Below are 24284 nucleotides of genomic sequence, written 5' to 3'. Positions count from 1 at the left end.
TGAAATGTATATTTGCCGAATTCTCAGAGGTGAGACATTCTATTCTCACGGCTGAGAATTGGCGCGCCACCCTCATCCGCCGCGCCGGGCGCGCGGAGCAGCCCGGGATGTCGCCCGGCAGTTCGCCTCCGGAACCCGGGATCTTGTCCGCGGCGGTGCCGGCGGGTGTCGCGTCGCCGTCGTACCCTGCCGGCACCGGCGACAGGGCACGGTGTGGTTCAGTGGCGGATACAATACGGCTTGCCAAAAAAATGGGCGTGCCGCATCATGGATCAGTTCGATGGCGCGCGTGGCGTCGCTTGGATAATTTCGAGTTATCTGCCAAAGCGTTATGTGCTTGTGGTGCAGCATTCGGAAGTGAGCCGGCCGGCCGCGCGGCGCGTGCCGTTATCGAGCCGGTCTCACATGAAGAACGGGATCCCGCGCTATGTTGGAGCATAGTCGAAAGGTAATGTCCGCCGTGCGGTCCGGACCGGGAGTGCTCCCGGTGGCGGAGGCGTTCCCCTATCGCTCCTGGTCCCGCTGCGTCGAGGAATACGGGCTGGAGCCGGGCCGCTGCGGCACCATTCCCTATGTCAGCCATCGCGAGATCAACGTCGCCCGCGAGGCCCTCGAAGACAAGCTGATCTTCGCCTATGAGGAGGTGGACTTCCTCTATTCCATCGTCGGCCGGATCGGATACTGCGTTACGCTGACCAATGCCGACGGCGTGACGGTGGCGGAGCGGGCCGACCGCTCCTCGCGCTATTATTCCGACACGGAGCGCCCCGGCTCGGTGTGGAGCGAGCGCCATGCCGGCACCAACGGGGTCGGCACGTGCCTGCGCGACGCCGGCGTGACCTCGGTGTTCCAGGACGAGCATTTCTTCGAGGACTTCATCGAGATGTCCTGCGCGGCGGTGCCACTCTTCGCGCCGGACTGCTCGCTCTGGGCGGCGATGAACATCACCGTGCGCAATCCCAACCTCCAGCGCGAGACGCACCAGATCGCGCTGGAAGTGGTGCGCAAATCGGCCGAGCGCCTGTCGGAAGCGGTGTTCCGCCGCACCTATGCCAACCGGACCATCCTCAAGCTGTGGCGGCCGGACGGGCAGCCCTGCCTGCTCGCCATCGATGCCGACCACGCGGTGGTGGGCGCGGACCTTGCCGCCCGCCAGCTCCTCAGCCTGCCGAAGACCGACTTCACCCCCTTCTCGCTGTGGCGCTTGTTCACCCGCGATCCCTCGGCCCTGCGCGACCGCGCCGGCCCGACCCTGCCTCTGGAGCTGATCCGGCTCGACGGTTCGCCGCTGCGCGGCTACGCCTACGGCCCCCAGCGCGAGATCGCGCCCGCCGCCCCGCGCGCCCGCGCGGCCTCGGCGTCCGCCGCTCCCGGCAGCGCCCCTGCCGTGTCGGTGGCGGGCGAGCCGGCCCCGGTCGGCCTCGACCAGTGGGCCGGCGCCGAGCCGCGCATGACGCGCAACGTTCACATATTGCGCCGCCTCGCCCATACCGGCCTGCCGATTCTGGTGCTCGGCGAGACGGGCGTGGGAAAGGACACGCTGGCGCGCGCCTACCACGCCCAGTCGCCGCGCGCGGCCCAGCCCTTCGTGGCGCTCAACTGCGCCGCCATGCCAGAGACGCTGATCGAATCGGAGCTGTTCGGCTATGCCGGCGGCGCCTTCACCGGCGCGCGCAAGGAAGGCTCGGCCGGGCGCTTCGTGCAGGCGCATGGCGGCACGCTCTTTCTCGACGAGATCGGCGACATGCCGCTGCATCTGCAGACGCGGCTGCTGCGCGTGCTGGAATCGGGCGAGGTCGCCCCGCTCGGCTCGGGCAAGATCCAGCGTGTCGACGTGCAGGTGATCGCCGCCACCAACCAGCCCTTGGAGCCGCGCATCGCACAGGGCGCCTTCCGCGCCGATCTCTACTACCGGCTGGCCGGCGTGGTCATCAACGTGCCCTCGCTGCGCGAGCGCGCCGACAAGGAGGCGGTGATCGATGCCTGCATCGCCCGTACCGCCGGGCGGCTCGGCCTGAAGGTCGCGCCGGCGGCGCGCGCGCTGCTGCTGCGCCACAACTGGCCGGGCAATCTGCGCGAGCTCTATCTCGTGGTGAACCGCGCCGCCTCGCTGGCCGAGAACGGGGTGATCGAGCCGCACGACCTGCTGCTGCCGGTGGCCATGGCGCCGACGGTTACGCCGGCGTCGTCGGGCTGGGCGCCGGCCGCCGAGGCGCCCGCGCGGGTCGGTCCCGCCGGCGTGCGCGCCCGCGTCGACGCGGTGGAGCGCGCGGCGATCCTCGACAATATCGAGGCCTGCCACGGCGACATCGCCGCCGCCGCGCACAATCTCGGCATGAGCCGAGCAACGCTCTACCGCCGGCTCAAGGCGCACGGCATCACCCGGCGCTGAGGCTTCAGCGGTTGAAGCGCGACAGGCTGTAGGGCGCGGGGTCGATGGCGGGCGGCGCGCCCGTCACCAGGTCGCGGATGAGTCGCGCCGTCGTGCTCGCCCCCACCATGCCGGTATGGCCGTGCCCGGCGGCGACATAGAGCCCCGGCACGCCGGGCGCCGGGCCGATGGCGGCGACGCTGTCCGGCAGGGAGGGGCGGAAGCCGAGCCATTTGCGCCAGCGCGTGGCCTGCAGTTCCGGAAACACGAGCCGCGCGCGGTCCAGCAGCTGCCGCGCCCGCTTCTCGTCGGGCGGCGCGTCCAGCCCGGCGATCTCCACCGTGCCGGCGAGGCGCAGGCCCTCCTCCATCGGGGTGATCGCCATGCCGCCGTCGCGCAGCAGCAGCGGCAGCGTCGGGCTGATGTTCGCGTCCTCCAGCATCAGGTGATAGCCCCGCTCGGTCTCCAGCGGCAGCTTCACGCCGAGCGGCGCGAGCAGCCGGCCGGTCCAGGCCCCGGCGGCGAGGATCACCGTGCGGGCGCGCCGGTCGCCGAGATTGCCGAACAGCTCGAAGCCGCCGGAGACGGGCCTGACCGACAGGACGCGCTCATGGTCGATGGTACCGCCCGCCTCGACGAAGAGCCGCCCCACCGCCTGCGTCAGCCGGCCCGGATTCACCGTCCAGCCATTATGCGGGAAGAACAGCCCGCGCTGGGCGATCGGGCCGATGCCGGGGAACAGGTCGACCAGCGCCTTTCGGTCGAGATCCTCGACGACGATGGAATGCCGCTCGATGAGGTGGCGAATGAACGGTTCGTTGCGGCCAGGCGTCTCGTTGTAGAAGACGTTGACGCTGCCCTGCGTGCGGATCAGGTCGGCGAAGGGCGCCGGCCCCAGCATCTCGCGATAGCCGTCCATGGTGTCGCGGTGGAGCGCGCGCAGCGCGTCGGAGGCGGCGTAGACGGTCGAGGTGCGGCTGGCGAGGATCCAGCGTGCCAGCCAGGGTGCGGCGGTCGGGAGATACGAATAGCGCAGCGCCAGCGGGCCGTCCGGCTTGGTCAGCCAGCCCGGCACGTTGCGCCAGAAGCCGGGCAGGGCCACCGGCATGTTGGTGCCGGCGCTGAGCAGCCCGGCATTGCCGGCCGAGGTCGCGGTGCCCGGCGGCAGCGCGTCGATCACGGTGACGGCGCGCCCGGCGCGCTGGAGTAGCAGCCCGGCGGAAAGGCCGATGATGCCGGCGCCGACGATGACGATATCGGCCTCGGGTCCTGTGGTCATGGCGCGCCTCAGAACCTGTTGCCGCGGATGAAGTCCGCCGCCCGCTCGCCGATCATGATGGTCGGGCCGTTCAGATTGCCCGAGACGACGTAGGGCATGATCGAGGAATCGGCGACGCGCAGGCCGTCGACGCCGCGCACGCGCAGCTGCGGGTCGACCACCGCCATGTCGTCCGTCCCCATCTTGCAGGCGCCGGAAAGATGCAGCGCGCCCTGCGTCTCGCGCCGGACATATTCGTCGTAGTCGGCGCGGGTCCTGAGAGGCTTGGACGGCTTGTGCGAGGCGGCGATGTATTTGGCGATGGAGGGCTTCGACATGATCTCCTCGCCCTTCTTCACGCCCTCGATCAGCACGTCGACATCGTGCTGGTCGGCGAGATAGTTGGCCTCGATCTTCAGCGGCACGGAAGGATCGGCCGAGCGCAGGCTGATATAGCCGCGCGAGCGGGGACGGCAGCCATAGACGTTGAGCGTGCAGCCATTGCCGCTCGGCGTGCCGTCGACGCCGACCTCGACGCCCGCGCCCGCGAGGAAGTGGTATTGCAGGTCCGGCAGCGGGTCGGAGGCGTCGCCCCACCAGAAGGCGCCGCCCTCGCAGACATTCGAGGCCACCGGGCCGGAGCGGAACAGGGCGTATTCCAGCCCCGCCGCCGCCTGCCAGTGCAGCTTCTTGTACTTGTCGTAGCTGTAGGGGCCGTTGAGGTCGTAGATCAGGAAGCAGTCCGTATGGTCCTGCAGGTTCTGGCCGACGCCGGGCAGGTCGTGCTTCACCTCGACGCCGACGCTCTTGAGATCGGCCGCCGGGCCGATGCCGGAGAGCAACAGCAGGCGCGGCGAGCCGATGGCGCCGGAGGAGACGACCACCTCGCGCTCGGCGCGCAGGATCTTCCGTTCGCTCCCCTCGCGATATTCGACGCCGACGGCGCGATTGTTCTCGATCAGGATGCGCAGGACCGGCTTGGCCGTGTGCACGGTCAGGTTCTTCCGCCCGCGCGCGGGCTTGAGATAGGCGACCGCCGCGCTGCACCGGCGCCCGTCGCGCATCGTCACCTGATAGAGCCCGCAGCCGGCCTGCGTGCCGGAATTGAAGTCGGGATTGTAGGGCAGCCCCGCCTCCTGGCAGGCCTTCAGCCATTCCTTGGTCAGCGGGCTGGTGTAGCGCTGGTCGGAGACCGAGAGCGGGCCCTCGGTACCGTGCGCCTCGCCGGACAGGCTCTCATTGGATTCCGCCTTGCGGAAATAGGGCAGCACGTCGCGATAGGACCAGCCCTCCGCCCCCGATTCCTGCCAGCGGTCGTAGTCCTGCGGGTTGCCGCGGATATAGACCATGGCGTTGACCGAGGAGCCGCCGCCCAGCACCCGCGCCTGCCCGGTGTCGGGCGCCATGTTGAACTGGTGCTTCAGCGGTTCGAGCTGGATCCGGCGCAGCATGCGCTGGGTCTTGTAGTAGGTGACGGGCATGTGGATGAACGGGTTGCGGTCGGAGGGGCCGGACTCGAACAGCACCACCGAGGCGCCTTGATCCTCCGAGAGCCGCGCGGCGATGGTGCACCCCGCCGAGCCGCCTCCGACGACGATGTAGTCGCATGAGCTGATGGTCATCTTGGCTCCGTCAACGCGTTCCGATGGTGAGATTGAGCAGGCCGGGCAGGGCGGCGAGCGCGCGGGCGGCGGCCGGGCCGCGCGCGCCTCTCTCCTCCGCCTCCTCGCAGGCAAGAATCGCGCTGCGGATCGCCGCGCCGCCGAGATAGCGCGCCGGCTCGGGCGGCAGCGCCGGCAGGGTGCGGGTGCAGAAGGGCGAGCGGGTGAACGCGTCCTTCACGCCCAGCACCAGCGAGGCGAGGCACTCGCCGACGATCCAGCTCGGATTGACGCCGTGCCCGGAATAGCCGAGCGCATAGGCGACGCGCCCGCCCGGCAGCAGGCTGGCATAGGGAAAGCGGTCGGAGGAGACGTCGATGGCGCCGCCCCAGCGCCCCGCCACCGGCGTGTCGGCCAGCACGGGAAACAGCCGGGCGAGCCCGCGCTCGGCGCGGCGGAAGGAGGCGGGATCGCGCGTCATCGCCGGCGTCTCGACCCGCGCGCCATAGGCGATGGGCCCCGATCCCGTGCCCATCAGCACCCGCCCGTCCGGCGTGCGGCGGGCATAATGGAGGAAGGAGCGGGCGTCGACGAGGCTGGTGGGCGAGGTCCAGCCGATACGGGCGAGGCGCTCGGGCGCCGGCTCGCTCATCAGCGCGTAGCTGGAGAAGGCCATGAAGCGCCGGCCGATCGCGCCGCCGCTCGTCCCGCTCAGGGCGATCTGCCCGACATTGGTGGCGAGCACGACGTGGCGGGCGGTGAGCGCGCCCTCGGGCGTCGCGATGCGGCAGCCGCCGGCATCGTCGTCGGCGAGCCGCAGCATGGGCGTGCGTTCGTGCAGGCGCACGCCGGCCTCCATCGCCGCTTCGCGCAGGGCGCGGGCGAGGCGGGCAGGATGCACCGTCGCCTCCTCGGGATAGCGGATGCCGGTGCGGAAGACCGGCGAGCGGCAGAGGGAGGCGACCTCGGCGCGCGAGAGGCGCTGCGCCTTGTCGGCGGCGCCGAGCGCGATCATGGCGCGGGCGGCGGCGTCGATGGCGGCGTCCTGCGCCGGAGCGGCCGAGACCTTGAGCCCGCCGCCCTCCGCCCACCAGACGTCGCGCCCGCACCGGGCGACGAAGGCGGCGATCGCGGCCTGCGCCTGCTGGCCGAGCCGGGCCATCTCCCAGGCGGCATCCGGGCCGAGGAGGCGGGCGAGGCGCGGCAGCGAAGTCCAGTAGCCGTGCACCTTGCCGGCGTTCTTGCCGCTGGCGCCGGCGCCGCAGATGTCGCGCTCGATGAGGGTGACGGTGAGGTCGGGCCGGCGGCGGCGCAGCGACAGCGCGGTCCACAGTCCGGTGAAGCCGCCGCCGACAATGGCAATGTGCGAGCGCACCTCGCCAGCGAGGGGATGGGCTGGGCGGGCTTCCCCCTCGCTGGCGAGCGCCTCGGACAGCCACCAGGAGGTGGCGCCGATGCCGGAAACGTCTGTCATCGCGGGCTCCCCGACGACGCCTGCCTTTTACGGGCGGCGCCGCGGTTCGGTTTACAGGACGGCGGTGGCCATCATCTCCACGAGGTTGGTGCCGTGGCCGGCGAGGCGCGATTCCACCGTCGCGCGGGCCGGGGCGTTGTCGGTGTCGACCCAGCCGTCCCAGACGCGGTTCATGGCGTCGAAATGGCCCATGTCGTGCAGCCAGATGTTGACGCGCAGCAGCTTGCTCTTGTCGGTGCCGAGCCTGGCGAGATGGGCGTCGATCTGCGCCAGCACGTCGGCGGTCTGGGCGGCGACGTCGGGCGTCTTCTCCTTGGCGGTGATGCCGGAGAGATAGGCGACGCCGCCATGCACGACGACGCGGGTGAGACGGCCGTTGGACTCGTAGCGCTGGATGGAGCTGTCGGAGGGCATGTGTGTCCTGCGTTCACTTGCCGCCGCGCGGGCGGCCTAGGGGGAGATGTCCCCGCGCGCCGTTGCGCGGGGACAGGGCCTCACTCGGCGGCGACCTTGGTGCTGCAATAGGCGTTGAGCTTGGGCATCACCTCCTGCGCCAGCAGGCGCATGGAGCCCTGCTGGATCGCCGGGTCGTCCCATTCCTTGAAGGTCTGCAGCAGCGTGCCGAACGGGCCGCCGAGGTAGTCGACGAGGGCGACGAGCCTGTCGAGCACGGTCTTCGGTGAGCCGGAGATGATCATCGTGTCCATGCAGTATTTCAGCGTGACCTCGTCGTCCGTGACCGAGGGGTCGTGCTTCAGCACGGGCAGGATGTTGTAGGTGCGCATGTCGTCGAGCACGAAGTCGTAGTACCAGGCGTGGGAATTGCCCTCGCGCGCCAGATACTCCTGCGCGGCGGCGTCGGATTCGGCGACGAAGACCGAGCGGGCGACGCGCCACTTGTTGCGGTCGGGGCGGCGGCCGGCCTTCTCGGCGCCGATGGCGTACTGCTCCCAGTGCGACTTGACCCAGCATTCCTGGATGAAGTTCGCCGAGGCGAAGCCCCAGCCATGCAGGCCGGCCTGGCGGGCGCTGCCGGAATTGGGGGTCATCGCCGAGATGGCGACCTCGGGGAACGGCTTCTGGTACGGCTTGGCCATCGGCCCGAAGCCGAGCTTCGGGATCACCGTGTCCTCGATCTTGATGTGCCAGTACTTGCCCTTGATGTTGTAGGGCGCGTCCGACGACCAGATCTTGTGAATGAGGTCGATGGAATCGACCAGCATCTCGGCGCGGTTCTTGTCCATGATGTCGAACAGCTCGAAATCGCTGGCGAGGCCACCGGGGCCGATGCCCATTATGAAGCGGCCCTTGCTGAGATGGTCGAACTGCGCGACGTCGCCGGCGACGTTGGCGGGGTGGTGCTGCGGCAGCGCCAGAACGCCGGTGGCGAACTTGATCTTCTCGGTCTGGTGGATCAGCGTCGCGAAGAACTGGAGCGGATTCACGATGGGTTCGATGCTGGACGAGTAATGCTCACCGACCCAGACCTCGGCATAGCCCAGCTTGTCGGCGAGGATGGCGGCCTGGCGATCCTCCTCCAGCATGTCGGTGATGCTCCGCTCCGGGTTGTGAAGCGGCTGCATAAAAAGGCCGAGGTCCATCTGTCTCTCCCTGGCGCGTTCCGCCCGAATCAGGGGAACGGCGGTATCGCTGCTGTTTCACCAAGGCCGATCCGCTGGCCGGCCCTGCGGCTCGTGAAGCCGCCTCCTGTTTGCGCAATCGCCGTGCCAGCGCCGAAAAATCTTTAGAATCAACGATATTTCAGGATAGTCAGGCTTCCGGCGCCGGGACGTTGAGACGTCCGGCGCGTGAGATTTTTCGCGCCGGTGAGACCGCGCGAGCGCGCGGGCCGTCGCGACCCGGCGCGCACTCAGCGCGTGAGCAGCACCGCCGCTTCCGGCCGCCAGCTCGCCCGCACGCGCTCGCCTCTGGCCAGCATGCTGCCGTCGAGCGAGCGGGTTTCCTGGTACTTGATGGTCTCGATGGGGGTGCGGATCGAATAGACGACGCGGCTGCCCATGAAGACGACGTCGTCGACCACGCCCTCCAGCGCGTTCACCCCCTCGGGCGCGGCCTCCCCGGCGCCGATGCGGGCGACCTGCAGCGCCTCCGGCCGGATGGCGAGCGAGACCGACTGGCCGAGCAGCACGGCGGTGCCGTTGGCGGGCACCTTGGCCGTGCCGGGGCCGACATTCACGAAGGTCGCCTCGGAATCGGTGGCGCTCACCGCGCCGGAGAGGATGTTGGTCTCGCCGAGAAAGCGGGCGCAGAACAGCGAGCCGGGATGGGCGTACATCTCCTCCGGCGTGCCGATCTGCTCGATGCAGCCCTTGTTCATCAGCACGATGCGGTCGGACAGGATGGTCGCCTCGTCCTGGTCGTGCGTGACGTAGATGAAGGTCGTGCCGGTCTCCTGGTGGATGCGCTTGAGCTCGGCCAGCATGTGGTGGCGGATCTTCAGGTCGAGCGCCGCCAGCGGCTCGTCGAGCAGCAGCACGGAAGGCGCGTTGACCAGCGCGCGCGCCAGCGCCACGCGCTGCGCCTGCCCGCCGGAAAGCTCGTGGATCCAGCGGCTGCCATAGTCGTCGAGCTGCACGAGATGCAGCATGTGCTGCACCGCCTCGCGCACCCGCTCCTTCGGCCATTTCTTCAGCCGCAGGCCGAAGGCCACGTTGTCGAACACGTCGAGATGGGGGAACAACGCGTAGCGCTGGAACACCATGTTCACCGGCCGCTTGTCCGGCGGCAGGTAGGAGACGTCCGAGCCCTTGATGGTGACGCGCCCGTGCGTGGTCGCCTCGAAGCCGGCGATGATGCGCATCAGCGTGGTCTTGCCGCAGCCGGAAGGGCCGAGCAGCGTCAGGATCTCGCCCTCGCGTATGCCGAGGTCGATGTCGTGCAGGACGGTGAGCGCGCCGAACGCCTTGGTCACTCCATACAGTTCGACGATGTTCGGGGTGCTCATGTTTCGAGGTCCTTCGCGCGGGCGCTGAGGGCGAGGCGGCGCTGGTACCAGACCAGCAGGCCGCCAATCAGGATCAGCCCGATCGACAGGCCGAGGGAGATGACGGAGGCGGCGTTGATGTCCGGGCTCACGGCGCGGCGCATCATCGACCAGATGGTGAGCGGCAGGGTGGTCTCGTTGCCGCTGACGAAGACGGTGATGATGAACTCGTCGAAGGAGAGCGCGAAGGAGAGGATCGCCGCGCCGCCGATGGTGGGGCCGATGATCGGCAGCGTCACCAGCCGGAAGCTCTGCAGGGGCGTGGCACCGAGATCGCGCGCGGCCTCTTCCAGCGAGAGGTCGAAATATTCGATGCGCGAGCGCACCGCCTCGATGAAGAAGGGCAGGGTGAACAGCACATGCGCGATGGTCACCGTGACCAGCGAGCGCTGCAGCCCGACCTGCGAGAACAGCATGACCAGCGCGATGCCGAGGAACAGGCCCGGCAGCGCCACCGGGCCGAAGGCGAGCAGGCCGAACACGGTCTGGATGCGCCCCTTCAGCCGCGCGAGGCCGAGCGCGGTCAGCGAGCCGAGCACGGTGGTGACGGCCGCCGTGCTCGCCCCGACGATCAGGCTGTTGGTCAGCGAGTTCAGGAAGGTCGTGTCGGAGAAGATCTTGGCGTACCAGCGCAGGCTCACCCCCTCAAAGGGAAAGGTGAGGCTGGCGGAGGAGTGGAAGCTGAACAGGGTGATGATGGCGATGGGCGCGTAGAGGAACGCCACATAGAGCCAGACATAGAATCTCAGCATGAGACCTCCGTGCGCGGCGAGACGGCGCGTCTCAATCGTGGAACCGGCGGCCCGGGGCGAGCCGCAGAAGATCGAGCAGGCGCACGAAGCCGAGATAGACGACGAGGAAGGCGGCCAGCAGCAGGAAGGCCATGGCGGCGCCGAACGGCCAGTTGCCGGCGGTCCTGAACTGGTTGGCGATGAGAATGCCCGTCGTCATGCCGTCGCGCCCGCCCAGCAACTGGGGGGTGACGAAATCGCCCGCCGAGATCACGAAGGTGAACATGAAGGCACCGACCACGCCCTTGTAGCACATGGGCAGGATCACCCGGGTCAGCACCTCGGTCTGGCTGGCGCCGAGATCGCGCGCCGCCTCGACATATTCCTTCTTCACGTCGCGCAGCGCCGAGACCAGCAGCAGCAGGCCGAAGGGCAGCATGATGTGGGTCAGCGTCACGATGGTCGCGAAGGGGCTGAACAGCAGCATTTCGAGCGGCTGGTCGATGAGCCCGAGCTGCATCAGCGTGGTGTTGATCAGCCCGTTGGAGCCGAGGATCACCCGCCAGGCATAGATGCGCACGAGGTAGCTGGAGAACCACGAGACCAGGATCAGGTAGAACAGCAGGTTCCCGCGCGTGCGGTAGACGATGAAATAGGCTGCGGGAAAGCTGAGCACGACGGTGAGCACCGCCGTGCACAGCCCGTTCTTCAGCGCGTTCCACGTCAGGAAATAGAAGCCCGTGTTGGACAGCGCGCGGGCGTAATTGTCGAAGGTGAAGGCCGGGATCAGCCGGAACGCCTGCGCCATCCAGAAGCTGCACACGAAGAGAAGGATGGCGGGAATGATGAAGAAGACGAGGAGGAAGAAGAAGGACGGGGCCACAAGGCCGAGCCCCATCCGTTCTTGACGGCTGATCTTCATCATTCCCAACACAATCTCCGAAAGGCGCCGGCGCGGGTCAGAACGAGGACTTGAAGTCGGTCCAGGCCTGGGTCCACTCGTCATAGGTGGCGTAGGTGTCCGAGACGCGCGGCGGCTGGCCCTGCAGAGGCGACTTGGCGAAGACCTGCGGCAGGTTGCTGTAATCGAACAGCGCCTTGGTGTCGGCATCCATCAGGGCCGGCGCGTGCTTGTTGACGGCGCCGCCATTGACCGCCTTTGCCACCTCGGCCTGCGGCTTGGCGGCGACCGCCTCGTTCATGAAGCCGTAGGCGGCGTCGAGGTTGCCAACGCTGATCGGGATGAACCAGGCGTCGCACCACATCACCGCGCCTTCGGCGGGGACGGTGTAGACCGTCTTCACGCCGCGCTTGGCGGTCTCCACCGGCGTGCCGCTCCACACGGAGAAGCAGGCGGCGATCTCGCCGGAGGCGAAGAGCGAGATGACGTCGCCGTTCGACGAGCCGAAGACGCGGCACTGGTCGCGATAGGGGCCGAGGCCCTCGAAGGCGGTCTTGAACTCTTCCTTGGTCAGGTTCGGGAATTTCGGCCCGAAGCCGGCGAGGCGGGCGATCATCGGCCAGGTAGCGATGGTGTCGTCGCAGAAGGTCAGCTTGCCCTTCAGCTCCGGCGCCAGCAGGTCCTTGTAGGAGGTGATCGGCTTGGTCATCGCGGGGTTGTAGACGAGGGCGTTGAGGCCCCAGATCCACGGCACGGCGAAATGGGTGCCGTTCCAGTACCAGGTCGGCGCCTCGTAGAATTCGGGATAGATGTTCGCGGGCGTGAAGTTCGGCACCTTGGCAATGTCGACCGGCTTCACGATCTTCAGCTCGTCGACATAGAACTTCTCGAAGCCCTGCGAGTACTCGGCGAGGTCGAGGCGCACCGGGTTGGAGCCGATCAGCTTGGCGTGGACGTCGTCCTGCGTGCTGATGATGGCGGCGTCCACCTGCACGCCGTTCTTCTCGCGCCAGCCCTTGAGCTCGTTGTCGAGGGTGAAGCCTTCCCAGGCCATGATCTTGAGGTCGCCGCCGGCGGCCGCCGCCGGTCCCGGCCAGGCGCCCAGCGTGGCGCCGGCCGCGACGCCCGCGCCGAGCGCCAGCGACGTTCCGAGGAAGTCGCGGCGGGACAGGATGTCGTTGCGAAGGATATTGGCACTCCCGAACGGGCGCGCGATAGGCTTGTCGACCATGCTGTTCCCCTTGCTGTGAGCCTGCGTGATTTCGGGCCGCGACTTTCGGGTGATGGGTCAGCAAGAGGCATGCCAGCGCCGCTCATCGATATATTTCATATCAGGATCAATGCCTTAGCATATTACCCCCCGCCGCCGCTGAGATTGCTGTCGCAGGGGAGTCTCACGGCGCGACGGACAGACGTGAAACGCGGGCGGCCGCGCATCAGCCCGCCGGCTGCCGGCCGCGGATCAGGTCGGCCGCCTTCTCCGCCACCATGATGGTGGCCGCATTGGTGTTGCCCGAGGGGGTGGAGGGCATGATCGAGGCGTCGGCCACGCGCAGCCCCTCGATGCCGCGCACCCGCAGGGCGGGATCGACCACCGCCATCGCGTCCGCCCCGACACGGCAGGTGCCGACCGGGTGCAGCGCGCCCTGCGCGCGGGAGAGCACATAGGCGCGGCGCTCCTCGGCCGTGCGCAGCGGCGCGCCGGGAAGCTGCTCGCGGGCGACGAAGCGGGCGATGGAGGGCTGCGCCATGATCTCCTGACCGAGCCGAATGCCTTCCGCCATGCAGTCGAGGTCGTAGGGGTCGCCGAAATAGTTCGGCGCCACCCGCAGCGGCGCGAAGGGGTCGCTCGACGTCAGCTCCACCACGCCGCGCGAGCGCGGGCGCGTCAGGCAGATGTTCAGCGTCGAGCCGCAGCCGCTGGCGGCCGGCTGCACGCCCTCCTCGATGCCGGTGCCGGGCAGGAAGTGGAACTGCAGGTTCGGGTCGGCCAGCTCCCGGTCGCCCCACCAGAAGGCGCCGCCCTCGATCAGGTTCGAGCACAGCGGCCCGCGCCGGAACAGCAGCCAGTGCAGCCCGGCGCCGATCTTGCGGTGGAATCGGCGATAGACGTCGTAGCTCTCCGTGCCGGCGAGTTCGTGCACGAGATAGACGTCCATATGGTCCTGCAGACCACGCCCGACGCCGGGCAGGTCGTGCGCCACCTCGACACCCACCCGGCGCAGATGATCGGCCGGGCCGATGCCCGATTGCAGCAGCAGGCGCGGCGACTGGATGGCGCCGGCGCAGAGGATCACCTCGCGCGCTCGCACGCTCTCCCGCCGGGCGCCGCGCGCATAGTCCACCCCGGCGGCGTGCCCCTTCTCGATCCGCACGCGGCTCGCCCGGCAGCCGGTGCGGACGGTGAGGTTCGCCCGTCGGCGCGCGGGCCTGAGATAGGTGACGGCGGTGGAGGCGCGCCGGCCGTTGCGGGCGGTGATCTGGTAGACGCCGCAGCCGGTCTGCACGCCGCCATTGAAGTCGACCACCGGCGGGATGCCGAATTCCTGGCAGGCCTTCAGCCACGCCTTGGTCAACGGGTGCGGCGCCGGCTGGCTCGACACCCAGAGCGGACCTTCCGTGCCGTGGGCGGCGCCGCCGAAGCTGTCATTGCTCTCCGCCCGCCTGAAGTAGGGCAGCACGCCGGCATAGTCCCAGCCTTCCGCCCCCTGCGCCGCCCAGGCGTCGAAATCGCCCGGTATGCCGCGCACATAGACCATGCCGTTGACCGAGGAGCCGCCGCCGAGCACGCGCGCCTGCACCATGTGCGGCGCCGCCACGCCGCCCGAGGCGCCGTTCGCCGGCTCCCACGGCACGCGCTGGAGCAGCGCGCCGGTCGCGGTCTTGTAGACCATGGCGGGGATGTGGATGTAGGGCGAGAGATCGCGGGGACCCTCCTCCAGCAGCAGCACCGAGACGGCGGGGTCCTCCGACAGCCTTGCGGCGAGCACGCAGCCGGCCGAGCCGCCGCCGACGATCACATAGTCATAGCCGCGCTCACGCATCTTCTTCTCCGCCACGCACCGCCGTCAGGTCCGCGCTCGCCCGTCAACGGGACCGGGGAGCGGGTGCGGCGGCCCGTAGCAAGTTCCGGTCCGTGCCGGTGGGCCCGCGCCGTTCCGCGATTCCCCGGCCGATCTCACGTCGCGGGTTGAGATTCTGCGACGCGTGGCGAGACGAAACTCCCGCCCATGGGTTTCCGCAGGCTTCCCCGGCGCCGGCGATGGTGTAGGCATGCCGCTCGCCGCGTCGGCGCCGGGCTGGCATGCATTGTGCCGGTGCGGGCGGAAGAAGGGGCGGCATCGCCGCCCGCGCAGTCGGTTGGGAAGCAGAATGAGTGAACTGGTCGCCGCGCGGGAGCAGCGTGCGCTCGCCGCGTCGCGGATTGCCGTGAGCCTGATCTTCTTCGTCGGCGGCTCCGGCCTGACGGTCTGGGCCACCTATATCCCGATCCTCAAGGCCCGCGCCGGGCTCGACGACGCGCAGGTCGGCCTCGTGCTGCTGTGCGTCTCGCTCGGCTGCCTGTGCGGCATGCCGCTGGCCGGGGTGCTCCGCCCGCGCCTCGGGCCGCTGCGGTCCGGCGCGCTGTCGGGCGTCGCCTTCGCCGCCGCCGCCTTCGGCCCGGCGCTCGGCGTCACCATGCCGATACTGGCGGCCTCCGGCTTCTTCATCGGCCTGTGCTTCGGCTTCCTCGACGTGTGCATGAACTCGCACGTCTCCGCGCTGGAGCGCGAGCTCGGCCGGCCGATCATGTCCTCGGCGCACGCCTTCTTCAGCCTCGGCAACGTGGTCGGCGCGCTGTCGGGCGGGGCGCTGATCGGGCTGGGGCTGAGCGTTTCCGCCGGGCTCGGCCTCGCCAGCCTCGTGCTCTGCCTGCTCGCCTTCGCCGCCGTGCCGTGGCTCTGGCTGCCGGAGGCGCATGTGCGCGAGGTGACGGGCGGGACGATCTTCCAGCTTCCCAACCTCACCATGCTGGGCATCGGCATCCTGACCGTATTGTCCTTCGTCATCGAGCTGGCGCTGATCGACTGGGGCGCGCTCTATCTCGTGCAGACGACCGCCACGGCGCCGGCGCTCGCCGCCTATGGCGTCGCCTCCTTCTCGGTGGCGATGACCATCGGCCGGCTGTTCGGCGACCGCATCGTGCGCGGCCTCGGCGCGGTGGCCACGATCCAGATCTCCGGCGTCATCGCCTTCGTGGGCGTCGGCATCGTCGTCTGGGCGCCGACCACGCTGGCGGCGCTGCCGGGCTTCGCCATTGCCGGCTTCGGCATCGCCAATCTCGTGCCGATCTTCTTCTCGCTGAGCGGACGCATGCCCGGCATCCCGCCCAATGCCGGCATCGCCATGACCGTGACCATCGCCTATGGCGGCGGCCTGTTCGGCCCACCCGTCATCGGTTTCGTGGCCCATGCGCACGGCATGCGCACCGCCTTCCTCATGCTCACCGTCGGCGCGCTGCTGATCGCGGCGGCGGTGCGCTTCGTCATCCCGCGCGGCGTCCGCCACTGACGTCTCGATATGGAAAGGCCCGGCAGGGCGTCGCGCCTGCCGGGCCTTTCGGTCCCACGGCGGTGCGCCGGGCGCTCAGCCCAGCTTCAGCACCACCGACTTGGTTTCGAGATAGGCGTCGAGATGCTCGACGCCGGATTCGCGCCCGTAGCCGCTGGTCTTGTAGCCGCCGAACGGCACCACCGGGTCGAGCCCGCCATAATTGTTGATCCACACCGTGCCGGCGCGGATCGCCTTGGCGATGCGATGGGCGGTGGTGACGTTCGAGGTCCACACCCCGCCGCCGAGGCCGAACACCGTGTCGTTGGCGATGGCGGCGGCTTCCTCCAGCGTGTCGAAGGGGATGGCGGCGGCGACCGGGCCGAAGATCTCCTCCTGCGCGATGCGCATGTCGTTGGTGACGCCCGAAAGCACGGTCGGCTCGAAGAAATAGCCGTCCTTCAGCGCGCCCTCGGTGATGCGCTTGCCGCCGGTGGCGGCGGTGACGCCCTCGCCGAGGCCGATCTCCATATAGCCCGACACGCGGTCGAGCTGCTTGGCGTTGACCACCGGGCCGATCTGCGTCGCCGGGTCGAGGCCGTTGCCGACCTTGAGCGACTTCGCGTAGTCGGCGACCCGCGAGACGAATTCCTCGTAGATCGGCCGCTGGATCAGCAGGCGCGTGCCGGCGCAGCAGATCTGCCCGGTATTGGCGAACACGCCCATGCCGGCGCCGGCGACGGCGGCGTCCATGTCGCAGTCGGCGAAGATGATGTCCGGCGACTTGCCGCCGAGCTCCAGCGTCACCCGCTTGATGTTGCTCTTGGAGGCCTCGATGACCTTGCGGCCGGTGACGTCCGAGCCGGTGAAGGCCACCTTGTCGACGTCCATGTGGCGGGCCAGCGCGTCGCCGGCGATGTGGCCGAAGCCCGGCACGATGTTGACGACGCCTTCCGGCACGCCCGCCTCCAGCAGCAGTTCGCCGAGCCGCAGCGCGGTGAGCGGCGCGTCCTCGGCGGGCTTGAGCACCATGGTGCAGCCCGTGGCCAGCACCGGGGCGATCTTCCAGATGGTCGAGGTGAGCGGGGCGTTCCACGGCGTGATGGCGCCGACCACGCCGACCGGCTCCTTCAGCGTGTAGGTGAACACCTCTCCGGGCATGGAGTTGGGCAGCGTGCCGCCGGCGATGACCGTGCACATGCCGGCATAGAAGCGCGGCAGGCCGAGCGCGCGCTGACGGCGGGCATACATGGAGGTGATCGGCGCGCCCATGTCGAGCACGTCGATATGGGCGAGCGTCTCGAAGTGCTTCTCGACGAGATCGGCGAAGCGCAGCAGCAGCGCCTGGCGCTGGAACGGGGTGAAGCGGCTCCACGGGCCGTTGAAGGCGCGCTGCGCCGCGGCCACCGCGAGGTCGATGTCGGCGGCGTCGCCCTCGGACACCTCGGCCAGCACCTGGCCGGTGGCCGGGTTGAAGGTCTTGAAGGTCTTGCCGGAGAGCGAGGGGACGAACTTGCCGTCGATCAGCAGCTGCTTGGGAAGCGGCGTGATGATGTCGGCGACGGGATTCACGTTGATGGTCATGACCGTACTTTCGGAAAACGAAAGGGATGGGAACAGACCGCAAGAGCCATGCCACCAGCCCGCGCGAAGCATGCCCGCGTGGGCCCGGGGAAGCGGGGCGGGCGGGAGCCCGCATGGGCGCTGGATTCGCGCGCGCGGCGGCGTCTTCCGGCGCGGCTCCGGGGTCGCGCGGCGCGCCCGCCGAGCGGGTCCGCGCGTCTCACATCAGCGACATTGTCGCAGCCGGCGGCGAGACGCGGCGCCGGAAAACGGGCGATTTCCCGTGCCGGAGCCGCTGGCACGCGACTTGCGCAAGGACCCGCCACGGGGCCGACCGCACAGGACGGCCCCAATGCGGCCGGTGGGCCGCGACGTGGAGTTCGTCATGATCGATCCAGCCGATTTCAAACAGGGCATGCGCCGCCTCGCGGCCGGCGTGTCCGTGATCACCACCCTCGACGAGGGCCAGCCGCACGGCTTCGTCGCCACGTCGGTCACGTCGGTCGCGGCCGACCCGACGCCGACGCTGCTCGTCTGCGTGAACCGCAGCGTGTCGTGCCACGACGTCATCGACCGTTCCGGCTCGTTCTGCGTCAACCTGCTGGGCGAACCGGAGGTGGAGCTGGCCAAGGCGTTCTCGTCCTCGGCGCTGCGCCATGCGCGCTTCAGCACCCATGAGTGGCGCGCGCTCACGACCGGCGCGCCGGCCCTCGTCGGGGCGCTGGCGAGTTTCGACTGCGAGCTGGCGGAGAAGGTGAGCGTGCACAGCCACACCATCTTCCTCGGCCGGGTGGTGGCCATCCATCTGCCGGAGGGCCCGCTTCACCCGCTGATCTATGCCGGCGGCCAGTTCGACACGCTGGGCTCGCGGGCGCGGGCGCTGCAGGGCTGCGCGCCGTAAATCCCGGCGGGGCGGGTGCCCGTGCATCCGCCCCTCATCGAAGACGGGTCAGGCCGCCTTGTAGCGCGGCGCCGGGGTGGCGACGCTGAGATGGCCGGACATCGCCCGGCGCGCCGCCTCATAGGCGTCCCATTCGCCGCCGTCCTGCAGCGGCGGGATGGTGACGACCTCGCCGGCGTCGAAGCCGGCCAGCGCCGCGTCGACGAGATCGGCCGCGCTCATCACCCAGTCCTGCGGCAGGTTGCCATGGCCGCCAATGCCCGCGACGTCCCAGAACTCGGTGGCGGTGGCGCCGGGCAGAACGGCCTGCACGCGCACGCCCTTGCCCGCCAGCTCGTGCTGGAGCGAGAGGGTGAGCGTCAGCACATAGGCCTTGCTGGCACCGTAGACGCCGTTCAGCAGTTCCGGGGCGATCGCCACGATGGAAGAGATGTTGATCACCGCGCCATGGCCGCGCGCCACGAAGCCGGGCACGGCGGCATAGGTGAGGCGTGTCAGCGCCGTCACGTTGAGGTCGATCATCTCCTGCATGCGCGCGACGTCGGCGTCGAGCAGCGGGGCGGCCGAGCCGAAGCCGGCATTGTTGACCAGCACTTCGATGCCGGCATTCTCGCGCAGCAGCGCCTCGATGCCGGCCAGATCCTCGGCCTTGCCGAGATCCGCGCCGATCACATTGACCGACCGGCCGGTGTCGTCGGTGATGCGCCGGGCGACCGCCTGAAGGCGCTCGACATTGCGCGCCACCAGTATGAGGTCGTGGCCGCGCCGGGCCAGCCGCTCGGCATAGAGGGCGCCGATGCCGCCCGAGGCGCCGGTGACGAGGGCGATGCCCTTGTGAATGCTCATGGTCGTTCTCCATCTGGCCCGCCAGCGGGCGTTGCAGGGAACATAGGCTTGCCGAAGCGCGTCTCGAATGTCATATATACGGCAATTAAGGACATTCGGGAGCGTGCCATGCGCCGCGTCGGTTTCATCATCAGCGCGGGCTACTCGCCGATGGGCTTCGCCATCAGCACCGCCTTCGAGATCGCCAATGCGCAGGCCGCCTACCGCGGCGAGCCCGCGCCCTACGCGCTCGACTTCGTGTCCGGGCAGGGCGGGCCGGTGCTCACCTCGCAGGGCTTCTCGGTGATGACCGCGCCGCCCGGCGAGGGACGCTTCGATCTCCTCGTCGTCGGCGCCAGCATGGAGGAGGCGGAGGTTGCGACGGTCGAATTCGTGCGCCGCCTCGCGGGGCAGACGCGTCGCCTCGCCGGGCCCTGCCTCGGCGCCTTCACGCTGGCCGCCGCCGGCCTGCTCGACGGGCGGCGCGCCACGACGCACTGGATGCGCGCGCGCGAGCTCCAGCAGCGCTATCCCGCCGTGAAGGTGGAGGAGGACCGCATCTTCATCGCCGACGGCCCGGTGTGGACTTCCGCCGGCATGAGCGCGGGCATCGACCTTGCCCTCGCGCTGATCGAGGAGGACCTCGGCACGGAAGTGGCGCGCAGCATCGCCCGCAAGCTGGTGCTCTATCATCGCCGCGCCGGCGGGCAGTCGCAGTTCTCCTCGCTGCTGGAGCTGGAGCCCAGCTCCGACCGCATCCAGAAGGTGCTCACCTTCGCGCGGCGGAACCTGTCGAGCCGGCTCGCCGTCGAGGACCTCGCCGAGGTCGCCCATCTCTCGCCGCGCCAGTTCAGCCGCGCCTTCCACGCCGAGACCGGCCAGTCGCCGGCCAAGGCGGTGGAAAATCTGCGGCTGGAGGCGGCGCGCACCCTGATGGAGGACACCTCCCACCCGATCGACACGGTGGCGCGCCAGACCGGCTTCGCCGACCGCGACCGCATGCGCCGCGCCTTCCTGCGCGCCTTCGGCCAGCCGCCGCAGGTGATCCGCCGGCAGGCGCGCGGGCAAAGGGGCGAGCCGCCCGTCCCTGCCGGCGAGGAGATGGAGGACGCCTGAGGCTAGCCGGCCGGTGGTTCCGGCAGCGCCTTCAGCGCGGCGGCAAGGCGGCGGGCGAAGCGCGCCGAGGCGACCGGCAGCGCGCGCCCGCGCATCTGGCCGAGGAAGAGGTTGCCCACCGGGACGTCGCGCTCGGCGATGGGGCGGAACACCAGCGTGCCGTCGCGCGTGTCGCGCAGCCCGATGGGGATCTGGAAGCCCACCGCCCGCTCGTGCAGCACGTAGTGGCGGATCAGCTCGAAGCTCTCCGTCTCGACGATGGGGGCCACCCTTCGGGCGCCCCGGCGGGCGGCGAAGTCGAGCAGATGCCGCACGCCATAGCGCGCCGCCGGCGCCACATGCGGCCCGTCCAGGCAGTCGCGCAGCCGGAGCTCGACCTTGGCCGCCAGCGGATGGTCGGCCGCCATGATGGCGTGCACCGGCTGCGGCACGGTCTCGATCACCTCGAAGTCGACGAGATAGATCGGCTCGAAGACGAGGGCGAGGTCGCTTGCATAGGAGGCGAGCTCGGCCTCCGCCTCGGCGCGGTCGCGCACCTTGACGGAAAAAGTCACGCCGGGATGGTCGGCGCGGTAGGCGGCGATCTGCTCGGGCAGGAAATAGGGCAGCAGCGCCTGCGAGCAGGCGAGCGAGACATGGCCGCGCCGCTCGCCTGAGAGGTCCGCCACCTGCCCCTGCACGCGGGCAAGGTCCGATTGGGTTGCGCGGTAGTGCTGCAGCAGCAGCTCGCCGGCCGGGTTGAGCCTCACGCCGCCGGGCAGGCGTTCGAACAGTTCGGCGCCGAACTCGGCCTCGAAGCGGCGGATGCGGCGGTTCAGCGCCGAGGCGGTGATGTTGGCGTCTTCCGCCGCCCGGCGCATGGAGCCGGCGCGGGCCACCGCCTCGATCAGCCGCAGCGAGTAGAGGTGGCGCATGCGAGGCTCCCGGTTGCCCGGTGCATTTCCTGCACCGCATCGGTGAAATCATAGCAGTTTTCGCGAACGCAGCGGCAAGGGCAGGATGGGAGGCCTCATACGCCCGCTCCCCGGCTCTAACCCGCAAGGCCCGCCATGCTCGCCGACCTCGCCTTCACGCTGGAGTCCCTGCGCGCCGCCTATGCGCGCGGCATCACCCCCGAGGCGGTGGTGGAGGAGGCGTTCCGCCGGCTGGACGCTCTCGCCGATCCCGGCATCTTCCTCTACGAGGCCCGCCATGCCGCGCTCGGCGAGGCGCGCGCCCTCGGCACTCCCGACGGCCGTCCGCTCTGGGGCATTCCCTATGCGGTGAAGGACAATATCGACGTCGCACTGATGCCGACGACGGCGGCCTGCCCGGACTTCATCCATGTCGCGGAAGCCGACGCCGGGGCGGTGGCGCGGCTGCGCGCGGCGGGGGCGATCTGTCTGGGCAAGACCAATCTCGACCAGTTCGCCACCGGCCTCGTCGGCGTGCGCACGCCCTATCCGGTGCCGCGCAACGCCATAGACCCGGCGCTGGTGCCGGGCGGCTCCTCCTCCGGCTCGGCGGTGGCGGTGGCGCGCGGCCTTGTCGCCTTCGCGCTCGGCACCGACACGGCGGGCTCCGGCCGCGTGCCCGCCGCACTGAACGACATTGTCGGGCTGAAGCCCACGCTCGGCGCGCTGTCCTCCACGGGCATGGTGCCGGCCTGCCGGACCCTCGACACGATCTCGATCTTCGCCCCCAGCGTCGCGGAGGCGTGGGAGCTGTTCGAACTCACCGCCGGCTACGATCCGGCCGACCCGTGGTCGCGCCCGCTGCCGCGCCGGCGCCTCTCGCCGCTGCCGCCGGCCTTCGAGGTCGTCGCTCCCGACGCGGCGAGCCTGCGCACCTTCGGCGACACCGCGCAGGCGGCGTATTTCGAGGAGACGCTGGAGCGCGTCGCGGCGCTCGGCGGGCAGGTCCGCCGCGTCGACTTCGCGCCCTTCTATGCCGTGGCCGACATGCTCTATGCCGGCCCGTGGGTGGCCGAGCGCCTCGCCGCCGTGGGCGAGCGGTTCTTCGACGCGCCGGAGACGCTGCATCCCGTCACCCGCGCCATCCTTGCCGGCGGCGTGAAGAAGAGCGCGGTCGACGCCTTTCGCGGCCTCTACCGGCTGCAGGAACTGCGGCGCCGGTGTGCGGGGGTGCTGGGCGCGGCCTCGCTCGTCTGCGTGCCGACCATGCCCTGCTTCGTCACGCTGGCGGAGATCGCCGCAGATCCCATCGGCCCGAACGCCCGGCTCGGCACCTACACCAATTTCGTCAACCTGCTCGACCTGTGCGGCATCGCCGTGCCGACCGGCCCGCGCGGCGACGGGCGTCCCGGCAGCCTCACCGTGCTGGCCCGCGCGGGCGAGGATGCCCGCGCCGCCGCCCTCGCACGCGCCATAGAGAGGGGTGGCACGGCGGAACGGGAGGAAAGCGAGGGGCCGGGGCCGGACGAGATCGCCCTCGCCGTCTGCGGCGCCCACATGTCCGGCCTGCCCCTCAATCACGAGCTTTCCGCGCGCGGCGGGCGGTTTCTGGCGAGCGTCCGCACGGCGCCCTGCTACCGTCTTTACGCGCTGCCCGGCGGGCCGCCGGCGCGGCCGGGGCTGGTGCGGGCGCATGAGGGGGGCGCCGCCATCGCGGTGGAGGTGTGGGCGCTGCCGCGTGCCGCCTTCGGCGATTTCATGGCCGGGGTGCCCGCCCCGCTCGCCATCGGCACGGTGACGCTGGAGGATGGCAGCATGGTGAAGGGCTTCCTGTGCGAGCCGCATGCCTTGGTCGGCGCGCGCGACATCACCGGCGAGGGCGGCTGGCGGGCGGCGCTGGCAGCCGCCGTCTGAACGGAACCGGGCGGGGTCTCAGCCGAGCGTTTTCAGCAGCGCGTCGATGCGCGCGCCGACCGCCGCGAAGGAGTGGTTCTCGCGCAGCAGCGCGTAGCCGGCCCGCGCCTTGGCGGCGGCGGCGGCGGGGTCGTCGTGGATGGCCCGCAGCGTCTGCGCGGCATGCTCGGGGAACGGGTCGGCCCAGTGGCTGCCCTGCGTGCTGAAATAGGCCTCCGGCGGCACGGGAATGGTGCGGAACTGCACGGGATAGCCGGTCTGCGGCGTGATGAAATCGCAGGTGCCGCCGAAATCGGTCGTCACCACCGCCTTGCCCCGCGCCAGTGCCTCCGCCGCGCCGAGGCCGAAGCCTTCCGAGCGGTGCAGCGAGAGAAACACGTCGCAGCTGTGGAGCAGCGCGTCCATCGCCGCGCGCGCGATGGTGCCGTCGATGATCTCGACGCGGGGATCGCGCGCCGCCAGCGCCGCCAGCTCGGCGCGCGGCTGCGGCTCGGAGGCGCCGCGTGTCTTGACGATCAGCCGCACATCCTCGGTTCCGGCGGGAAAGGCGAGGCGGAACGCGGCGATGGCGGCCTGCGGGTTCTTGCGCACCATTGCCGATTCGTAGTCGAAGAAGGTCAATATACGCAGCGGCCCCTTGAAAGCGGCTGGCGGCGGCGGCTCGTCGGGCAGCGCCACGGGCTGCGGCACGAGCGCGACGGGGCGCGGCTGGCCGGCGGCGAGCGCATCGCGTACGAAGCGCGAGGGTGCCCACAGCGCGTCGAAACGCGAAAAGGCCGGCAGCCACTCCGGCGGAAAGGTCGGCAATTCCCAGAACGGGTAGAGGATGTTCGCCTGCGCCCGGCACAGCCGCGCCGCGAAGGAGGGCATCTCGCTGAGGCCCGAGATCGACAGCGCCGCCGCGTGCCGTTCCGGCGCGCCGATGCGGGCGTCGAGCGCGTGCTCCGAATCGCGGCCGGGCAGCGGGATGTCGATGAGGCTCGTGGGCATGGCCACAGCGTCGAGTGCGCCGACGATCAGCCTCGCGGCCTCACCGAGCCCGATCTCGGAGCGCAGATAGCCGACGACGTCGAGGCCGGCCGGCCGGCGCGGGCGGTAGAGCCAGCACGGCACGACCTGCCCCGGCGGGCAGTTCGCGCGCCGGCACAGCAGCCGGGCGAGGCGTCGCCTCATCCTGCGCATCGGCGCCCCCCGGCCGGTGC

Annotated in this window: 19 protein-coding genes; 5 read left to right on the top strand and 14 right to left on the bottom strand. The window is 70.1% G+C overall.

Features of this window, described 5'->3' with window-relative positions; genetic code table 11:
• Nucleotides 1–487 precede the first annotated feature (487 nt).
• Nucleotides 488–2392: a sigma-54-dependent Fis family transcriptional regulator gene (locus tag MWN33_RS01745; RefSeq protein ID WP_247198346.1), complete on the top strand. Its 1905-nt coding sequence runs from the start codon at nt 488–490 to the stop codon at nt 2390–2392.
• Nucleotides 2393–2396: 4 nt separating this feature from the next.
• Here the strand turns inward: MWN33_RS01745 and MWN33_RS01740 are convergent, their stop codons facing one another.
• The 10 genes from MWN33_RS01740 to MWN33_RS01695 form a co-directional block, all read right to left on the bottom strand.
• Nucleotides 2397–3650, bottom strand: a complete 1254-nt coding sequence (locus MWN33_RS01740) for an NAD(P)/FAD-dependent oxidoreductase (protein WP_247198345.1) — start codon at nt 3648–3650, stop codon at nt 2397–2399.
• A gap of 8 nt (nt 3651–3658) precedes the next feature.
• A complete protein-coding gene (locus MWN33_RS01735; RefSeq protein WP_247198344.1) occupies nt 3659–5251 on the bottom strand; it encodes a GMC family oxidoreductase in 1593 nt (530 codons plus the stop codon).
• 10 nt (nt 5252–5261) lie between these two features.
• Complete coding sequence (locus MWN33_RS01730; RefSeq protein WP_247198343.1) at nt 5262–6704, bottom strand: NAD(P)/FAD-dependent oxidoreductase; 1443 nt, start codon at nt 6702–6704, stop codon at nt 5262–5264.
• A gap of 51 nt (nt 6705–6755) precedes the next feature.
• The gene (locus MWN33_RS01725) at nt 6756–7118 is read right to left on the bottom strand and encodes a RidA family protein (protein WP_247198342.1); all 363 of its coding nucleotides are present in this window, start codon (nt 7116–7118) and stop codon (nt 6756–6758) included.
• Nucleotides 7119–7198: 80 nt separating this feature from the next.
• On the bottom strand, nt 7199–8305 hold the full coding sequence (locus MWN33_RS01720) for an LLM class flavin-dependent oxidoreductase (protein ID WP_247198341.1): 1107 nt from the start codon (nt 8303–8305) through the stop codon (nt 7199–7201).
• 269 nt (nt 8306–8574) lie between these two features.
• Complete coding sequence (locus MWN33_RS01715) at nt 8575–9669, bottom strand: ABC transporter ATP-binding protein (RefSeq protein ID WP_247198340.1); 1095 nt, start codon at nt 9667–9669, stop codon at nt 8575–8577.
• Nucleotides 9666–10460 (bottom strand): ABC transporter permease, encoded by a 795-nt coding sequence (locus tag MWN33_RS01710; RefSeq protein ID WP_247198339.1) that lies wholly within the window; start codon nt 10458–10460, stop codon nt 9666–9668. The genes MWN33_RS01715 and MWN33_RS01710 overlap by 4 nt, the downstream gene beginning before the upstream one ends.
• A 31-nt stretch (nt 10461–10491) precedes the next feature.
• Nucleotides 10492–11364, bottom strand: coding sequence for an ABC transporter permease (locus tag MWN33_RS01705; protein WP_247198338.1), 873 nt, complete (start codon nt 11362–11364; stop codon nt 10492–10494).
• A 34-nt stretch (nt 11365–11398) separates the two neighbouring features.
• Entirely contained in the window at nt 11399–12571 is a 1173-nt protein-coding gene (locus tag MWN33_RS01700; protein ID WP_247198337.1) for an ABC transporter substrate-binding protein, read from the bottom strand.
• 205 nt (nt 12572–12776) lie between these two features.
• Complete coding sequence (locus MWN33_RS01695) at nt 12777–14384, bottom strand: GMC family oxidoreductase (protein WP_247198336.1); 1608 nt, start codon at nt 14382–14384, stop codon at nt 12777–12779.
• A gap of 328 nt (nt 14385–14712) precedes the next feature.
• Here MWN33_RS01695 and MWN33_RS01690 point away from each other — a divergent pair, with 328 nt between their 5' ends.
• On the top strand, nt 14713–15891 hold the full coding sequence (locus MWN33_RS01690; RefSeq protein WP_247198335.1) for an MFS transporter: 1179 nt from the start codon (nt 14713–14715) through the stop codon (nt 15889–15891).
• Between the two features lie 75 nt (nt 15892–15966).
• On the opposite strand, the gene MWN33_RS01685 is transcribed toward MWN33_RS01690, so the two are convergent.
• The gene (locus MWN33_RS01685) at nt 15967–17454 is read right to left on the bottom strand and encodes an aldehyde dehydrogenase family protein (RefSeq protein ID WP_247198334.1); all 1488 of its coding nucleotides are present in this window, start codon (nt 17452–17454) and stop codon (nt 15967–15969) included.
• A 364-nt stretch (nt 17455–17818) separates the two neighbouring features.
• Here MWN33_RS01685 and MWN33_RS01680 point away from each other — a divergent pair, with 364 nt between their 5' ends.
• A complete protein-coding gene (locus MWN33_RS01680) occupies nt 17819–18334 on the top strand; it encodes a flavin reductase family protein (RefSeq protein WP_247198333.1) in 516 nt (171 codons plus the stop codon).
• A gap of 48 nt (nt 18335–18382) precedes the next feature.
• Here the strand turns inward: MWN33_RS01680 and MWN33_RS01675 are convergent, their stop codons facing one another.
• Nucleotides 18383–19180 (bottom strand): SDR family NAD(P)-dependent oxidoreductase, encoded by a 798-nt coding sequence (locus MWN33_RS01675; protein WP_247198332.1) that lies wholly within the window; start codon nt 19178–19180, stop codon nt 18383–18385.
• 108 nt (nt 19181–19288) lie between these two features.
• Here MWN33_RS01675 and MWN33_RS01670 point away from each other — a divergent pair, with 108 nt between their 5' ends.
• Entirely contained in the window at nt 19289–20275 is a 987-nt protein-coding gene (locus tag MWN33_RS01670; protein ID WP_247198331.1) for a GlxA family transcriptional regulator, read from the top strand.
• Nucleotides 20276–20277: 2 nt separating this feature from the next.
• Here the strand turns inward: MWN33_RS01670 and MWN33_RS01665 are convergent, their stop codons facing one another.
• Entirely contained in the window at nt 20278–21189 is a 912-nt protein-coding gene (locus MWN33_RS01665; protein ID WP_247198330.1) for a LysR family transcriptional regulator, read from the bottom strand.
• A 135-nt stretch (nt 21190–21324) separates the two neighbouring features.
• On the opposite strand from MWN33_RS01665, the gene atzF reads away from it, so the two are divergent.
• Nucleotides 21325–23082, top strand: a complete 1758-nt coding sequence (gene atzF / locus MWN33_RS01660) for an allophanate hydrolase (RefSeq protein WP_247198329.1) — start codon at nt 21325–21327, stop codon at nt 23080–23082.
• An 18-nt stretch (nt 23083–23100) separates the two neighbouring features.
• On the opposite strand, the gene MWN33_RS01655 is transcribed toward atzF, so the two are convergent.
• Nucleotides 23101–24255 carry a glycosyltransferase family 4 protein gene (locus MWN33_RS01655; RefSeq protein ID WP_247198328.1) on the bottom strand — a complete coding sequence of 385 codons (1155 nt, stop codon included), beginning with the start codon at nt 24253–24255 and terminating at the stop codon, nt 23101–23103.
• Nucleotides 24256–24284 lie beyond the last annotated feature (29 nt).

The sequence above is a fragment of the Ancylobacter koreensis genome, assembly GCF_023016525.1.
Lineage (GTDB): Bacteria > Pseudomonadota > Alphaproteobacteria > Rhizobiales > Xanthobacteraceae > Ancylobacter > Ancylobacter koreensis.
This window is presented reverse-complemented; position numbering and strand designations above follow the sequence as displayed.

Excerpts from the sequence above, each read along its gene's own strand:
- MWN33_RS01740 (WP_247198345.1), bottom strand. The coding sequence starts at position 3,650 with ATGACCACAGGACCCGAGGCCGATATCGTCATCGTCGGCGCCGGCATC.
- MWN33_RS01735 (WP_247198344.1), bottom strand. The coding sequence starts at position 5,251 with ATGACCATCAGCTCATGCGACTACATCGTCGTCGGAGGCGGCTCGGCG.
- MWN33_RS01730 (WP_247198343.1), bottom strand. The coding sequence starts at position 6,704 with ATGACAGACGTTTCCGGCATCGGCGCCACCTCCTGGTGGCTGTCCGAG.
- MWN33_RS01725 (WP_247198342.1), bottom strand. The coding sequence starts at position 7,118 with ATGCCCTCCGACAGCTCCATCCAGCGCTACGAGTCCAACGGCCGTCTC.
- MWN33_RS01720 (WP_247198341.1), bottom strand. The coding sequence starts at position 8,305 with ATGGACCTCGGCCTTTTTATGCAGCCGCTTCACAACCCGGAGCGGAGC.
- MWN33_RS01715 (WP_247198340.1), bottom strand. The coding sequence starts at position 9,669 with ATGAGCACCCCGAACATCGTCGAACTGTATGGAGTGACCAAGGCGTTC.
- MWN33_RS01710 (WP_247198339.1), bottom strand. The coding sequence starts at position 10,460 with ATGCTGAGATTCTATGTCTGGCTCTATGTGGCGTTCCTCTACGCGCCC.
- MWN33_RS01705 (WP_247198338.1), bottom strand. The coding sequence starts at position 11,364 with ATGATGAAGATCAGCCGTCAAGAACGGATGGGGCTCGGCCTTGTGGCC.
- MWN33_RS01700 (WP_247198337.1), bottom strand. The coding sequence starts at position 12,571 with ATGGTCGACAAGCCTATCGCGCGCCCGTTCGGGAGTGCCAATATCCTT.
- MWN33_RS01695 (WP_247198336.1), bottom strand. The coding sequence starts at position 14,384 with ATGCGTGAGCGCGGCTATGACTATGTGATCGTCGGCGGCGGCTCGGCC.
- MWN33_RS01690 (WP_247198335.1), top strand. The coding sequence starts at position 14,713 with ATGAGTGAACTGGTCGCCGCGCGGGAGCAGCGTGCGCTCGCCGCGTCG.
- MWN33_RS01685 (WP_247198334.1), bottom strand. The coding sequence starts at position 17,454 with ATGACCATCAACGTGAATCCCGTCGCCGACATCATCACGCCGCTTCCC.
- MWN33_RS01680 (WP_247198333.1), top strand. The coding sequence starts at position 17,819 with ATGATCGATCCAGCCGATTTCAAACAGGGCATGCGCCGCCTCGCGGCC.
- MWN33_RS01675 (WP_247198332.1), bottom strand. The coding sequence starts at position 19,180 with ATGAGCATTCACAAGGGCATCGCCCTCGTCACCGGCGCCTCGGGCGGC.
- MWN33_RS01670 (WP_247198331.1), top strand. The coding sequence starts at position 19,289 with ATGCGCCGCGTCGGTTTCATCATCAGCGCGGGCTACTCGCCGATGGGC.
- MWN33_RS01665 (WP_247198330.1), bottom strand. The coding sequence starts at position 21,189 with ATGCGCCACCTCTACTCGCTGCGGCTGATCGAGGCGGTGGCCCGCGCC.
- atzF (WP_247198329.1), top strand. The coding sequence starts at position 21,325 with ATGCTCGCCGACCTCGCCTTCACGCTGGAGTCCCTGCGCGCCGCCTAT.
- MWN33_RS01655 (WP_247198328.1), bottom strand. The coding sequence starts at position 24,255 with ATGAGGCGACGCCTCGCCCGGCTGCTGTGCCGGCGCGCGAACTGCCCG.